The 14179-nt window shown below is 53.8% G+C and carries 13 protein-coding genes; 7 read left to right on the forward strand and 6 right to left on the reverse strand.

What is annotated here, in order from left to right; translation table 11 throughout:
* The first annotated feature begins 115 nt into the window (after positions 1–115).
* Entirely contained in the window at positions 116–1042 is a 927-nt protein-coding gene (locus SK47_RS17555; protein ID WP_023295367.1) for a LysR family transcriptional regulator, read from the forward strand.
* Here SK47_RS17555 and SK47_RS17560 read toward each other — a convergent pair.
* Positions 1037–1729 carry an aspartate/glutamate racemase gene (locus SK47_RS17560; RefSeq protein WP_023323698.1) on the reverse strand — a complete coding sequence of 231 codons (693 nt, stop codon included), beginning with the start codon at positions 1727–1729 and terminating at the stop codon, positions 1037–1039. The genes SK47_RS17555 and SK47_RS17560 overlap by 6 nt on opposite strands.
* A gap of 135 nt (positions 1730–1864) precedes the next feature.
* Between SK47_RS17560 and SK47_RS17565 the strand changes: the two genes are divergently transcribed.
* Positions 1865–2188, forward strand: a complete 324-nt coding sequence (locus tag SK47_RS17565; protein WP_003862821.1) for a cupin domain-containing protein — start codon at positions 1865–1867, stop codon at positions 2186–2188.
* Positions 2189–2221: 33 nt separating this feature from the next.
* Here SK47_RS17565 and wzz(fepE) read toward each other — a convergent pair whose 3' ends face one another.
* On the reverse strand, positions 2222–3358 hold the full coding sequence (gene wzz(fepE) / locus SK47_RS17570) for an LPS O-antigen length regulator Wzz(fepE) (RefSeq protein WP_023314779.1): 1137 nt from the start codon (positions 3356–3358) through the stop codon (positions 2222–2224).
* A gap of 544 nt (positions 3359–3902) precedes the next feature.
* Here wzz(fepE) and SK47_RS17575 point away from each other — a divergent pair.
* The 4 genes from SK47_RS17575 to SK47_RS17590 are packed head-to-tail and all read left to right on the forward strand — an operon-like array spanning position 3903 to position 8128.
* Positions 3903–4793, forward strand: coding sequence for a carbohydrate ABC transporter permease (locus SK47_RS17575; RefSeq protein WP_003862825.1), 891 nt, complete (start codon positions 3903–3905; stop codon positions 4791–4793).
* Positions 4786–5688, forward strand: coding sequence for a carbohydrate ABC transporter permease (locus SK47_RS17580; protein WP_003862827.1), 903 nt, complete (start codon positions 4786–4788; stop codon positions 5686–5688). The genes SK47_RS17575 and SK47_RS17580 overlap by 8 nt, the downstream gene beginning before the upstream one ends.
* 12 nt (positions 5689–5700) lie before the next feature.
* On the forward strand, positions 5701–6828 hold the full coding sequence (locus tag SK47_RS17585; RefSeq protein ID WP_045332840.1) for an ABC transporter ATP-binding protein: 1128 nt from the start codon (positions 5701–5703) through the stop codon (positions 6826–6828).
* Positions 6829–6841: 13 nt separating this feature from the next.
* Complete coding sequence (locus SK47_RS17590; protein WP_003862832.1) at positions 6842–8128, forward strand: ABC transporter substrate-binding protein; 1287 nt, start codon at positions 6842–6844, stop codon at positions 8126–8128.
* A gap of 82 nt (positions 8129–8210) precedes the next feature.
* Here SK47_RS17590 and SK47_RS17595 read toward each other — a convergent pair whose 3' ends face one another.
* The 3 genes from SK47_RS17595 to kduI all read right to left on the reverse strand — a co-directional run bounded on the left by SK47_RS17595 (position 8211) and on the right by kduI (position 11600).
* The gene (locus SK47_RS17595; protein ID WP_003862834.1) at positions 8211–9626 is read right to left on the reverse strand and encodes an arabinose-proton symporter AraE; all 1416 of its coding nucleotides are present in this window, start codon (positions 9624–9626) and stop codon (positions 8211–8213) included.
* Between the two features lie 312 nt (positions 9627–9938).
* Entirely contained in the window at positions 9939–10700 is a 762-nt protein-coding gene (gene kduD / locus SK47_RS17600; RefSeq protein WP_003862835.1) for a 2-dehydro-3-deoxy-D-gluconate 5-dehydrogenase KduD, read from the reverse strand.
* 63 nt (positions 10701–10763) lie between these two features.
* A complete protein-coding gene (kduI, locus tag SK47_RS17605) occupies positions 10764–11600 on the reverse strand; it encodes a 5-dehydro-4-deoxy-D-glucuronate isomerase (RefSeq protein ID WP_003862837.1) in 837 nt (278 codons plus the stop codon).
* Between the two features lie 300 nt (positions 11601–11900).
* On the opposite strand from kduI, the gene SK47_RS17610 reads away from it, so the two are divergent.
* The gene (locus tag SK47_RS17610; protein ID WP_045332841.1) at positions 11901–13076 is read left to right on the forward strand and encodes an oligogalacturonate lyase family protein; all 1176 of its coding nucleotides are present in this window, start codon (positions 11901–11903) and stop codon (positions 13074–13076) included.
* 187 nt (positions 13077–13263) lie between these two features.
* Here SK47_RS17610 and SK47_RS17615 read toward each other — a convergent pair whose 3' ends face one another.
* On the reverse strand, positions 13264–13947 hold the full coding sequence (locus SK47_RS17615) for an oligogalacturonate-specific porin KdgM family protein (RefSeq protein ID WP_003862842.1): 684 nt from the start codon (positions 13945–13947) through the stop codon (positions 13264–13266).
* Positions 13948–14179: the final 232 nt, after the last annotated feature.

Genomic DNA, 14179 nt, shown 5'->3' on the forward strand with positions numbered 1-14179 from the left:
TCTCCGGAAATCTGTTTTTTATCATTACGCCATAGCCTGAAGAGAATAAAAAATATCGTTTTATCGTGAGTCTATGCAAAAATGATATGGAACACGCTCAGCCATCAGGTGCCCTATGCCCGCCGTTAACCTACGCCATATCGAGATTTTTCATGCGGTGATGACCACCGGCAATCTCACTGAAGCCGCGCACATGCTGCACACCTCGCAGCCGACGGTCAGCCGCGAGCTGGCGCGTTTTGAGAAAGTGCTGGGGCTGAAGCTGTTTGAACGCACCCGCGGCAGGCTGCATCCAACGGTGCAGGGTTTACGTCTGTTTGAGGAGGTTCAGCGCTCCTGGTACGGGCTGGACAGGATCGTGAGCGCGGCAGAGAGCCTGAGGGAGTTCCGCCAGGGCGAACTGTCCATCGTCTGCCTGCCGGTCTTTTCCCAGTCATTCCTGCCGGTACTGTTACAGCCGTTTCTGGCCCGCTATCCGGAGGTCAGCCTGACCATCGTGCCGCAGGAGTCGCCGCTGCTGGAGGAGTGGCTTTCGGCCCAGCGCCACGATCTGGGTCTGACTGAAACCCTCGTCACGCCAGCGGGAACGGAACGCACGGAGCTGCTGTCGCTGGATGAGGTCTGCGTGCTGCCTGCCAGCCACCCGCTTGCCCACAAAACCGTGCTGACACCGGCGGATTTTCACGGTGAGAACTATATCAGCCTGTCGCAGACCGACAGCTACCGGCAGCTTCTGGATGGCCTGTTTGCCGAACATCAGGTGAAGCGGCGGATGGTGATGGAAACGCACAGTGCGGCGTCAATTTGCGCGATGGTGCGCGCGGGCGTGGGTATTTCGGTGGTGAACCCGCTCACGGCCATGGACTACGCCAGCAGCGGCGTGGTTCTGCGCCGTTTTAGCGTTTCCGTTCCCTTTACCGTGAGCCTGATCCGCCCGCTGCACCGGCCCGCCTCAGCGCTGGTTGATGCCTTTAGTGAACATCTGATTGCGCACGCGCGTCAGGTGGCGCTTCGCTTACCTGACCTGCAAAAACCTTTATGACAGCATAAACTCCACCGCATCCGCGGCATGGATGGCGGCGGTATCGAAGACCGGTATCGGGCTTCGGTCTGCCGGCACCAGCAGACCGATTTCGGTACAGCCGAAGATGACCCCTTCCGCTCCCTGCTGCGCCAGTTTCTCTATCACGCTGACGTACCAGGCGCGCGAAGCTTCGCTGAAGGTGCCCAGACACAGCTCATCAAAAATAATCTGGTTAATGCGCGCCCGGTCAGCCTCCTCCGGGATCAGGCTTTCAATCCCGAACTGGCTGCTCAGCCGCCCGCGGTAAAAATCCTGTTCCATGGTGTAGCGCGTCCCCAGCAGCGCCACGCGCGTCATGCCGGCGGTACGTATGGCACGCCCGGTGGCATCCGCGATATGTAAGAACGGCAGCGAACAGCGGTCTTCAATGTGCGACGCCACCTTATGCATGGTGTTGGTACACAGCAGAATACCCTGCGCGCCCGCACGCTCCAGCCCGAGCGCGGCGTCCGCCAGTATCTGCCCCGCTTTGTCCCACTCCCCGCTCGACTGGCAGGCTTCTATTTCATGGAAATCCACGCTGTGCAGCAGCAGGCTGGCCGAATGCAGACCGCCCATACGCTGTTTAACGCCTTCATTAATCAGGCGGTAGTACGGGATCGTTGATTCCCAGCTCATGCCCCCTAACAGACCGATCGTTTTCATCTTTCCTCCTGTGCGTTTCACCCAGTGAAGCAAACTTGTGATCGCCTTTCCAGTTATTTGGCTAAACGTTTCCTTTTCTCGGCGGGTGAGATAAGTTAATTGAAACAATGTTTCATTACACAACAGGGCGAAAATATGTTTATTTTCCATAAAGAGACCACGCTTGAGGATCTGGGCAACGGCGTGACGCGTCGTATTCTGGCGCACGACGGCAGGATGATGGCGGTGGAAGTGAATTTCGAGGAAGGCGCGATTGGCCCGATGCATAACCACCCGCATGAGCAACTCACCTACGTTCTCTCGGGGGAATTTGAGTTCACCATTGGCGAGGAGAAGCATGTGGTGACCGCGGGCGACACCCTCTATAAAGCGCCGCACGTGATGCACGGCTGCGTTTGCCTGAAACCCGGCACCCTGCTGGATACCTTTACGCCGGTACGCGAAGATTTCCTGAAATAAAAAAAGGCGCTCAGTTGAGCGCCTTTTTTTATGTTATTCCGTTACCGGCTCAGGAAGTTGTTCCGGCAGCGGGTTGCGGGTGCTCATAGCCTCGCGCAGCAGCACGCTGCCACAGGCGAACAGTCCACCCAGAATACACGCCAGCAGCACGATGAGGGCTTTGCCCGGGCCATCTTTTTTCACCGGCATAGAAGGTGAAAGCTGGTATTTGAACGGCTCCAGGCTCACATCTTCGAAGGAGAGTTTTTGCAGCTGTGCCAGATAGTATTCGCGGTTCTGGAAATCGGCGTTCAGCTCAGAAACGTCCTTGAGATTTTTTTCAATCTGCAATTTCTGCGCAATCCCGTCCGCACCGAGGGCGACGGAATAATCCGGATCGTCTTTCACCGCCTGTCCATTGCTGTAAACCGGCTTTTTGATCCCAGCCGCGTTCGCCACTTCCAGCGAGTAGTTCAGGCGTTGCAGGTTGGTATTGTGGATATTGGTCAGACGGACCCGATCCAACTCCAGCTGCTGCTGTACCGTTTTGGTTCTCAGGATCAGCTGATCGCGAATGTTTTGCATGGTCTCCTGCTCGACGATGCGGGAGATGTACTGAATGTAACCATTCAACACTTTCTGCGCATCCTCTGCCGTTGGGGCTGTGAAGCTTAACGTCCAGGAGAGGTATGGTGCTTTATCGGCATTTTTTTCCTGCGTGTTATCAACAGCCTTCATCTTTTCGGCAATATTGACCACCGCGCGGTGCAGCTCCAGCGGGTCAACCTCAGCGCCATCGAGCTGAGCCATCACGTAAGGTGAGCTCTTCATGTACTCTTCAAGCAGAGACTGGGACTGAAACTTTTTGATAAACAGATTAAACACATCCGCACGGGTAATTTTCACGTCGACATCAAGCACCTGGAGCGCCACCATCATCTGGCGCAGCGAACTCCACTGCGTCTGTTCCGCGGGCGTAATGACCGCTTTACTGGTCCATTTTTGCGGTATCAGAAAGGCGATTGCCAGGCCGACCAGTGCAAATGCAAAGACAATGGTGATGATGCGTTTTTTTGCTGCCAGCAGGACGTCCAGCAGACCCAGAAGATCTATTTCTTTAGCGCTGACCGCCGGGGGAGCATAGTGAGGAAAATTGAGATCCGTATGTTTTTTGAAATCCATCGCTGACATAACTGTTCTTCTTTTAAGGATGCAGTGAAATTCTGCCTGACTGGTTCCGGTGTAACAAATCATACAAGAATGTAAGAATTATCTGAATGACGAATTGGTACATCTGTAGACCTGCTATCAGATCTGGTAGTTAGCCACGCTGCGTGACTATTGTTATTCCTGCTCCCCTTTTGCTTCATTATCTCTTCCTCATGGGCCGCGGCGAACGTCCGTGGAAAGTCAAAAATGCCACCTCCCTCACTATATTGAAACAGCGTTTCGACGCTGATCACATTTCCACCATTAAGCGAATGACGCAGAAATAAATCGCAATAATATAAAATAAAACGATGTTTTAGTATCCAAGAACACCGGTTCAGCTCTTTTGAAACCCGAAGCGCTTACACCACGACGAAAGACAAAAAAGCGTTAAAAAACAAACGTAGGTTTTGCCGTTACCAGACGTTGCACCCTGAATTTCAGCTCCCATGCCGCGCATCGCAGGCCTGGGAAAATGTAACAAAGCAGATTTCGTATTAAACCATTGATTGCCAGGTAGGTATGTATGAATGAAAACAAGCTGCTGGGGCTCGCATGGATATCACCCTATATCATCGGGCTGATACTCTTTACGGCATTCCCCTTCGTCTCATCGTTTTTCCTCAGCTTTACGGATTACGATTTGATGAGTCCGCCGGTGTTTAACGGCATCGAAAACTATCGCTACATGTTTACCGAAGACACGCTCTTCTGGAAATCCATGGGCGTGACCTTTGCCTATGTATTTTTAACCATCCCGCTAAAGCTCGCCTTTGCATTAGGAATTGCCTTTGTCCTGAACTTTAAATTACGCGGCATCGGCTTTTTCCGAACGGCCTACTATATTCCGTCGATCCTCGGCAGCTCCGTCGCCATTGCCGTATTGTGGCGCGCCTTATTTGCCATCGATGGCCTGCTGAACAGCTTTATCGGCGTTTTTGGCTTTGATCCGGTGAACTGGCTGGGCGAGCCGTCGCTGGCGCTGATGTCCGTTACCCTGCTGCGCGTCTGGCAGTTCGGTTCCGCGATGGTCATCTTCCTGGCCGCGCTGCAAAACGTACCGCAGTCCCAGTATGAAGCGGCAATGATCGATGGCGCATCGAAATGGCAGATGTTCATGAAGGTGACCGTGCCACTGATTACGCCGGTGATCTTCTTCAACTTCATCATGCAGACCACGCAGGCGTTCCAGGAATTTACCGGGCCGTACGTGATTACCGGCGGCGGGCCAACCTATTCGACCTATCTGTTCTCGCTCTACATCTACGACACCGCCTTTAAGTATTTCGATATGGGCTATGGCGCGGCGCTGGCGTGGATCCTGTTCCTGGTGGTGGCCGTCTTCGCCGGTATCGCCTTTAAGTCGTCGAAATACTGGGTGTTCTACTCCGCCGATAAAGGAGGCAAAAATGGCTGATATTCAACAACTCTCCACGGCAAGAAGCGTCGCCGAACGCGAAGTGGCCCGCACGCTGCGCAGAGAGAAAATCAACGCCTCCGTTCGCTATGTGATTCTGCTGGTTGTCGGCCTGCTGATGCTTTACCCGCTGGTGTGGATGTTCTCCGCGTCGTTCAAACCGAACCACGAGATCTTCACCACATTGAGCCTGTGGCCTGCCCACGCCACCTGGGATGGTTTCGTAAACGGCTGGAAAACCGGCACCGAGTACAACTTCGGCCATTACATGCTGAACACCTTTAAGTATGTGATCCCGAAAGTGATCCTGACCATTATCTCCTCCACCATCGTGGCGTACGGCTTTGCCCGCTTCGAGATCCCGTGGAAGAAGTTCTGGTTCGCCACGCTCATCACCACCATGCTGCTGCCCAGCACCGTGCTGCTGATCCCGCAGTACCTGATGTTCCGTGAAATGGGCATGCTCAACAGCTATATGCCGCTGTACCTGCCGCTGGCCTTCGCCACTCAGGGGTTCTTCGTCTTCATGCTGATCCAGTTCCTGCGCGGCGTCCCGCGTGACATGGAAGAGGCGGCGCAGATTGACGGCTGTAACTCCATTCAGGTGCTGTGGTACGTGGTAGTGCCGATCCTGAAACCGGCCATTATCTCCGTCGCCCTGTTCCAGTTCATGTGGTCCATGAACGACTTTATCGGGCCGCTGATTTACGTCTACAGCGTGGATAAATACCCCATCGCACTGGCGCTGAAAATGTCCATCGATGTCACCGAAGGCGCGCCGTGGAACGAAATTCTGGCAATGGCGAGCATCTCCATTCTGCCATCCATCATTGTCTTCTTCCTGGCACAGCGCTACTTCGTACAGGGCGTCACCAGCAGCGGAATTAAAGGTTAAGAGGGAAATACCATGGCTGAAGTTATTTTCAACAAGCTGGAAAAGGTCTACTCCAACGGCTTTAAAGCGGTACACGCTATCGATCTTAAAATTGCTGAAGGGGAATTCATGGTGATCGTCGGCCCATCCGGCTGCGCCAAATCCACGACCCTGCGCATGCTGGCGGGGCTCGAAACCATCAGCGGCGGCGAGGTGCGCATTGGCGACAAGATCGTGAACAACCTCGCGCCGAAAGAGCGCGGTATTGCAATGGTGTTCCAGAACTATGCCCTCTATCCGCACATGACGGTGCGCGAGAATCTGGCCTTTGGTCTCAAGCTGAGCAAACTGCCGAAAGATCAGATTGAGTCTCAGGTGAATGAAGCTGCCAAAATTCTTGAACTGGAAGAGCTGCTCGACCGCCTGCCGCGCCAGCTTTCCGGCGGCCAGGCGCAGCGCGTGGCGGTAGGCCGTGCGATTGTGAAAAAACCGGATGTATTCCTGTTCGATGAGCCGCTTTCAAACCTCGACGCCAAACTGCGCGCTTCGATGCGTATTCGTATTTCCGACCTGCACAAGCAGCTGAAGAAATCCGGAAAACCGGCGACCACCGTTTACGTGACACACGACCAGACCGAAGCGATGACCATGGGCGACCGCATCTGCGTGATGAAGCTCGGCCATATCATGCAGGTGGATACGCCGGACAACCTCTACCACAAGCCGAGGAACATGTTCGTGGCGGGCTTTATCGGCGCGCCGGAGATGAATATACGCAAAAGCGTGCTGGTCGAAAAAGCGGGCCAGCTGCACATCGCCATTGGCGATGAAACCATGCCGCTGAACGCGGAGAAGCAGGAGAAAGTCGCGGCCTACGCGGGTCAGGAGATTTACTACGGCGTGCGTCCGGAATTTGTGTCGCTCTCTGATGAGCCCTTCCCGAACGGCGGCTGTAGCGGGGAGATGGTGCGCGTTGAGAACATGGGCCACGAATTCTTTGTGTACCTGAAGGTCGCGGACTACGAACTGACCGCCAGAATCCCGTCCGATGAAGCTAAACCAATGATTGATAAGGGGCTTCATCGTAAGGTGTATTTCACGTTTGAGATGAACAAGTGTCATATTTTTGACGCAAAAACTGAACAGAACCTCTCTCTCTGATGGAGTGATAAAAATGAAAAAAGTGCTTTTAAGCGCAGCAATCTCCGCGACCCTGGGTCTTACCGCTTTGCCATCGATGGCGCAGAATGTGGATTTACGGATGTCCTGGTGGGGCGGCAACGGCCGTCACCAGGTCACCCTGAAAGCGCTGGAAGAGTTCCATAAGCAGAACCCGGACATCAACGTGAAAGCGGAATACACCGGCTGGGATGGTCACCTCTCCCGTCTGACCACCCAGATTGCGGGCGGCACCGAGCCGGACGTAATGCAGACGAACTGGAACTGGCTGCCGATCTTCTCGAAAACCGGTGACGGCTTCTACGATCTGAACAAGATGAAGGACGTGATTGACCTGTCGCAGTTCGATCCCAAAGAGCTGCAAACCACCACCGTGGACGGCAAGCTGAACGGCATTCCGATCTCGGTGACGGCGCGCGTGTTCTACTTCAATGACGAAACCTGGAAAAAAGCGGGTATTGCGTACCCGAAAACCTGGGACGAGCTGATGGCGGCCGGTAAAACCTTCGAGAGCAAGCTCGGCAAGCAATACTATCCGGTGATCCTGGAGCATCAGGATACGCTGGCGCTGCTGAATTCGTACATGATCCAGAAGTACAACATTCCTGCGGTGGATGAGAAAACCAAAAAGTTCAGCTACACAAAGGAACAGTGGGTAGAGTTTTTCCAGACCTACAAAAAGCTGATCGACAGCCACGTCATGCCGGACACCAAATACTATGCCTCGTTCGGTAAGAGCAACATGTATGAGATGAAGCCGTGGATCCAGGGTGAATGGGGCGGCACCTACATGTGGAACTCCACCATCAACAAATATTCCGACAACCTGAAGCCACCGGCGAAACTGGAGCTGGGCAACTACCCAATGCTGCCGGGCGCCACCGACGCAGGTCTGTTCTTCAAACCGGCGCAGATGCTGTCGATTGGTAAGACGACCAAAAACCCGGAGGCGGCAGCGAAGCTGATTAACTTCCTGCTCAACAGCAAAGAAGGGGTCGATACGCTGGGTCTTGAGCGCGGCGTGCCGCTGAGCAAAGTGGCGGTGCAGTATTTGACCGAAGACGGCACCATTAAAGAGGACGATCCTTCCGTGGCAGGCCTGCGTCTGGCGCAGTCGTTGCCGGCGAAACTCACCGTCTCGCCATACTTTGACGACCCACAGATTGTGGCGCAGTTCGGTACCTCTTTGCAGTATATCGACTACGGGCAGAAAACCGTGGAAGAGACGGCCGCTGACTTCCAGCGTCAGGCGGAGCGTATTTTGAGACGTGCGATGCGGTAAAAACAAAGCCGGGTGGCGCTTCGCTTACCCGGCCTACACGGTATCGTAGGCCCGGTAAGCGAAGCGCCACCGGGCAATGACATTACACGCCGATATTACGTAGTTTCTCCCCTTTCATCAGCTTGCGTTCAATATGCTCCAGGGTCACGCCTTTGGTTTCCGGGATCAGCCAGAACGTCACGCCGATAAACGCCACGTTCAGCACCGTATACAGCCAGAAGGTGCCTGCCGCGCCAATCGCATCCAGCAGCGTCAGGAAGGTCGCGCCAATGATCATATTCGACACCCAGTTGGTGGTGGTGGAACAGGTGATACCAAAGTCGCGGCATTTCAGCGGCTGAATTTCAGAGCACAGGATCCACACCACCGGTGCGGCGCTCATCGCGTAACCGGCGATGCACATCATGGTCATGCCAACGGAGAGCCAGGAGAGGCCGCTTGACGCCGTGCCGTTATCGAACTGCATCAGGCAGTAACCAAGGATCAAGGTGCCGAGCGCCATTACGCTAAAGCCAATTTTCAGGGCCGGTTTACGTCCGGCCTTATCGACGGTGAACACCGCGATAAAGGTGGCGAACATAAAGGTCAGCCCCACCACCAGCGTGGCGATCATCTGCTGTTCGGTGGTGGTAAAACCAGCCATTTTAAAGATGCGTGGGGCATAATACATGATGATGTTCATCCCCGTGAACTGCTGCATCGCCTGTAACAGCATGCCGAGGAACACCGCGCGGCGCACGTTGCGGTTCGCCTTAAACAGGGACCAGCCGCCCTGCTTCAGCTTCAGGCTTTCGCGGATTTCGTTCAGCTCTTCACGCGCTTTTTCGGACGTGTCGCGCAGCATGCGCAGCACCTCTTCCGCCTCCACGTGACGCCCTTTTTGCGCCAGCCAGCGCGGGCTGTTCGGCAGGAAAATGACTAACACAATCAGCAGCACCGCAGGCAGCGCCAGCACGCCAAGCATTGCCCGCCAGTTGCCGCTGTAGCTGAAGTACGTATCCGACAGGAACGCCAGCACGATACCGAGCGTCACCATCAGCTGGTACATGCTGATCATCTTCCCGCGCACGTTTTCGCTCGCCATTTCGGAGAGGTAAAGCGGCGCGGTGTAGGACGCGATACCTACCGCCACGCCCAGCAGCACGCGGGAAAGCAGCAACACTTCAACGTTGGTGGCAAACGCCGAACCAAGAGAGCCAGCAACAAACAGGATCGCCCCGACCATCAGGCTGTATTTGCGCCCGAGACGGAACGACAGCCAGCCGTTAAACAGTGCGCCGATGGCCGCACCCAGCATCATGCTGCTCACCACCCACTCTTGCAGGCGGTTGCTTAACGTAAAGTGGTCGGTAATAAAGGGCAGTGCGCCCGCGATAACGCCGATATCCAGACCAAACAGTAAACCGGCTACGGCGGCCGCAACAGAAACAAACTGGTTCATGCGTCGGGTATCGCGCAGCGCAGCGGGCATAAGGGTAGAGTCATTTACAGATGTCATTGTTTCCTGCCTCAACAGCGAAATTCGTTAAGTGAAATTACGAGATACCGGAAGAAAGTGTCAGGCCGGAAATGGTGAAGATATGGATTATTTCGCTACGACACACCGATCTGTGATGGACATTACAATTTCAAATCTGGATGGTTTAACCTTATTTTTGATTAATTAGTTAATATTTAAGCAATAAATGTGTGACACCCGTCATTTATTCCTTTTCAGTATGGATTTTTCATCTTTAAGGATATGGATAAAGCCAATTTTGACGCAAAAAAAACCTCTACCCGAGGGCAGAGGTTCTTTATTCGGGCTGACTTAACGTGCCAGCCAGCCGCCGTCTACGGCAACGGTGTAGCCGTTAATGTAGTCCGAAGCCGGGGACGCCAGGAATACAACCGGGCCCATCAGATCGCTCGGCAGACCCCAGCGACCCGCTGGAATACGCTCCAGGATTGCCGCGCTGCGCTCTTCATCCGCACGCAGCTGCTGGGTATTGTTGGTGGCCATGTAGCCCGGCGCAATCGCGTTGACGTTGATGTTGTGCTGCGCCCACTCGTTCGCCAGCAGGCGGGTCACGCCCATCACGGCACTCTTCGATGCGGTGTAAGACGGCACGCGGATGCCGCCCTGGAAAGAGAGCATGGAGGCAATATTAATGATCTTGCCACCTTTCCCCTGAGCAATGAAGTGCTTCGCAGCCGCCTGGGACATAAAGAACACGCTCTTGATGTTCAGATTCATCACGTCGTCCCAGTCCGTTTCGCTGAAGTTAATCGCGTCTTCACGACGGATCAGGCCGGCGTTGTTGACCAGAATATCGATATGCCCAAACTCCGCCACCGCGCGATCCAGCAGCTCAGGGATCGCATCGATTTTGCGCAGGTCCGCGGTCAGGCTCAGGAAACGGCGGCCCAGCGCGGTGACGCGCTCGATGGTTTCCGTTGGCTCAACGATGTTAATCCCGACGATATCGCAGCCCGCTTCCGCCAGACCTAACGCCATACCCTGCCCCAGCCCGGTGTCACAACCGGAAACCACAGCCACTTTACCTTGCAGAGAAAATGCATCCAGAATCATGTTTGTTCCTTAATCGTTCAGCGCCTGTCAGCAACAGGCAGATGTATGCTTAACTGCCTGCGACTAGCGCAGATCCTTAACAGCGACGTGGTCCATGTCATCAAAGACCTGGTTTTCACCGACCATCCCCCAGATAAAGGTATAGGCTTTCGTTCCCACGCCAGAGTGGATGGACCAGCTCGGCGAAATGACTGCCTGCTCGTTGTGCATAACGATATGGCGCGTCTCCTGCGGCTGTCCCATCATGTGGAACACGCAGGCGTCTTCATCCATGTTGAAATAGAAGTAGACTTCCATGCGGCGCTCGTGGGTATGGCACGGCATGGTGTTCCACAGGTTGCCCGGCGCAAGCTCGGTCAGCCCCATGCTGAGCTGGCAGGTTTCCAGCACATCCGGAACAAAATATTTGTTGATGGTGCGACGGTTGCTGGTGAGGTTATCGCCAAGGGTCACCGGGGCAACATCCGCTGGCGTGACTTTTTTGGTTGGATAAGTCGTATGAGCCGGGGCGCAGTTGTAGTAAAACTTCGCCGGTTTGCTGGCATCAATGCTGGCGAACACCACCTCTTTCGCGCCTTTGCCGACGTACAGCGCGTCGCGGTGACCAATTTCGTAGCACTGGCCATCGACGGTAATGGTGCCCGGCCCGCCGATGTTAATCACGCCCAGTTCACGGCGTTCGAGGAAGTAGCTCACGCCCAGCTGTTTGCCCACTTCACCGCCCACGGAGACGGTTTTCGCCACCGGCATAATCCCGCCCACAATAATGCGGTCAATATGGCTGTAGACCATGGTGTACTTGTCGGCTTCGAACACTTGCTCAACTAAAAACTCACTGCGCAGCCCCTGAGTATCCAGCATTTTAGCGTGCGCACTGTGGATGCTTTGTCTGACGTCCACGTAAACCTCCAGAATTGATCGTGCCCGAAGGCAAAGATAAATAACGAAACAACGTTCCGTTTTCGTGATGAACACATATTATCCCCTGACAACGGGGTTTTCAATTGCATTTAAAACAACGTTTCATTTTTTCTGCCTGTTTATGCCAGAAATGGAGTTTCGATCACGATAAATCTTTAAGACCCTCAATCTGGTTAATGAAAATGAGAAAGTGCGCTGTCAGTCACACATAATGAAACAACGTTTTGATAATTTATCACCTAGTTTTCAACCTACATTACGCGTTCAAAGGAGTGCATTATGGCTAAAGGTATGCGGGTCAAGCTGAACTATGAGGTCAGCCGCGATCCGGATACAGGCGTGGAAGTCACCCGCCTGACCCCACCGGAAGTAACCTGTCATCGCAACTACTTTTACCAGAAGTGCTTCTTTAACGATGGCAGCCACCTGCTGTTCGCCGGGGAGTTCGACGGTCACTGGAACTATTACCTGTTGGATCTGAAAAACGCCGAAGCGGTACAGTTGACCGAAGGCGCGGGCGATAATACCTTTGGCGGGTTCCTCTCTCCGGACGATAAATCCCTCTACTATGTGAAGAACGATCGCACCCTGCTGGAGGTGGATTTACAGACGCTGGCAGAGCGCGAAGTGTACCGCGTTCCGGAAGAGTGGGTCGGCTACGGCACCTGGGTCGCGAACAGCGACTGCACCAAACTGGTGGGTATTGAGATTGCCAGATGTGACTGGACGCCACTCAACGACTGGAAAATTTTCCACGACTTCTTCCACAAAGGGCCGCACTGCCGCCTGCTGCGCGTTGATCTGAAAACGGGTGAAAGCACCACCATTCATGACGAGAAGATCTGGCTGGGACATCCGATTTATCGTCCGTTCGATGACAATACCGTGGCCTTCTGTCATGAAGGGCCGCACGACCTGGTCGACGCCCGCATGTGGCTGGTCAACGAAGATGGCAGCAACGTGCGGAAAGTGAAAACGCACGCGGAAGGTGAAAGCTGTACACATGAATTTTGGGTGCCGGACGGGTCCGCGCTGATCTACGTCTCTTATCTGAAAGGTCAGCAAGGGCGTACCATCTCCCGCTTCAACCCGGACACCGGCGTGAATGAAGCGGTAATGAACATGCCCGCCTGTTCGCATCTGATGAGCAACGTTGACGGCAGCATGCTGGTTGGCGACGGTTCCGGTACGCCTGTTGACGTGAAAGACACCGGCGGCTACACCATTGATAACGATCCTTATCTGTATGCCTTTGACGTGGCGAAGAAATCTTATTACCGCATCGCCCGTCATGACACCTCATGGGCTACGGTGGCGAACAGCCGCCAGGTAACCCACCCGCATCCGTCCTTCACCCCGGACGAAAAAGCGGTGCTGTACAGTTCCGATAAAGACGGCAAACCGGCCCTCTATATCGCGAAACTCCCCGAGCAACCTGAAATGTTGCATGCCTGAATGAGTTAGTGTTTCTGTAACTGGCCTTGCCCTCCGATTCGGAGGGCTTTTTTTTGGGTGATTGCGCGGCGCTTTTTGCCGGGTGGCGCTTCGCTTACCCGGCCTACGAAAAAATGGATTGGAAAGAATGTGTAGGCCGGGTAAGCGTTAGCGCCACCCGGCGGTTTTTAGCGAAGGAACTGAATTATCAGAAGGAGTACGCCACACCTAAACGGAAACGGGTCTGGCGTTCGTCCGTGTCTTTAACCCCCACGTTCCCCACCTCCACATACGGTGCCCAGTTTTTATCCCATTTGTAGGCCAGCTTGGCGTTATATTCGTTGGAATAATCTTTATTATTATTTCGGGCCACGCCTTCAGAACTTTTCGCGTAAACATAGTTCAGCTCGGTACGCCAGTCACCTAATACCCAACCGACCCACGCATCGCCTCGGTTAACTTTATCATCGTCCTTATTTGAGCTTGACGGGTAGCGAGTATATTCGTAACGGTAACGCGCAGCCACGTAGAAGCCATTATCGAAGCTATATTGCACATGCAGATTCGGTTTATAAATGGTGCGACTGTCTGTGCTTTCAATCGTAAACGCAGGGGTCAGGGCGATATTGTCTGTCGCTTTCCAGCGCCAGCTAATCTGATCTTCGTGACCGTTCCCCACTACATCCGCGAATGGCTGATCTGCCTTGTCCCCGCCTGATTTCCACTTCGCCTCGACTGAAAAACCGAAGCCATTATCAAAGCGGTGCGAGACGGCAACACGGTCGGCATTCGAGCCGCTGTCAATATATTCGTGACGCAGATCGACGGTAACGGCGCTAGCCGCAAAAGAGGCACTAATAAGGGAAGCAAGGAGCAGAGATTTCTTAAACATGAAAAAACCCTCAATTAAAATAACGTTTCGTTTTTATGAAACCTGAGTTTATTTTTTATGCACCGTTATTTTAGTGACAAGGATCGAAATTATTTGTTTCATTTTTTTTGGCAAAGATCGACGTGAACCCCATCAACAAAAAAAGGGCATTAACCGTAAATTTCAGGGTGGAGATCACATTAAGCACTTCACAAAGCAAATAATTAACCGCGCAATAATTATTGCGGGCTTC

Source organism: Enterobacter sp. BWH52 (assembly GCF_001037565.1).
Lineage (GTDB): Bacteria > Pseudomonadota > Gammaproteobacteria > Enterobacterales > Enterobacteriaceae > Enterobacter > Enterobacter hormaechei_C.

Bases quoted from the DNA above. Each gene is read 5' to 3' on its own strand.
- SK47_RS17555 (WP_023295367.1), top strand. From the start codon at position 116: ATGCCCGCCGTTAACCTACGCCATATCGAGATTTTTCATGCGGTGATG.
- SK47_RS17560 (WP_023323698.1), bottom strand. From the start codon at position 1,729: ATGAAAACGATCGGTCTGTTAGGGGGCATGAGCTGGGAATCAACGATC.
- SK47_RS17565 (WP_003862821.1), top strand. From the start codon at position 1,865: ATGTTTATTTTCCATAAAGAGACCACGCTTGAGGATCTGGGCAACGGC.
- SK47_RS17575 (WP_003862825.1), top strand. From the start codon at position 3,903: ATGAATGAAAACAAGCTGCTGGGGCTCGCATGGATATCACCCTATATC.
- SK47_RS17580 (WP_003862827.1), top strand. From the start codon at position 4,786: ATGGCTGATATTCAACAACTCTCCACGGCAAGAAGCGTCGCCGAACGC.
- SK47_RS17585 (WP_045332840.1), top strand. From the start codon at position 5,701: ATGGCTGAAGTTATTTTCAACAAGCTGGAAAAGGTCTACTCCAACGGC.
- SK47_RS17590 (WP_003862832.1), top strand. From the start codon at position 6,842: ATGAAAAAAGTGCTTTTAAGCGCAGCAATCTCCGCGACCCTGGGTCTT.
- SK47_RS17595 (WP_003862834.1), bottom strand. From the start codon at position 9,626: ATGACATCTGTAAATGACTCTACCCTTATGCCCGCTGCGCTGCGCGAT.
- kduD (WP_003862835.1), bottom strand. From the start codon at position 10,700: ATGATTCTGGATGCATTTTCTCTGCAAGGTAAAGTGGCTGTGGTTTCC.
- SK47_RS17610 (WP_045332841.1), top strand. From the start codon at position 11,901: ATGGCTAAAGGTATGCGGGTCAAGCTGAACTATGAGGTCAGCCGCGAT.
- SK47_RS17615 (WP_003862842.1), bottom strand. From the start codon at position 13,947: ATGTTTAAGAAATCTCTGCTCCTTGCTTCCCTTATTAGTGCCTCTTTT.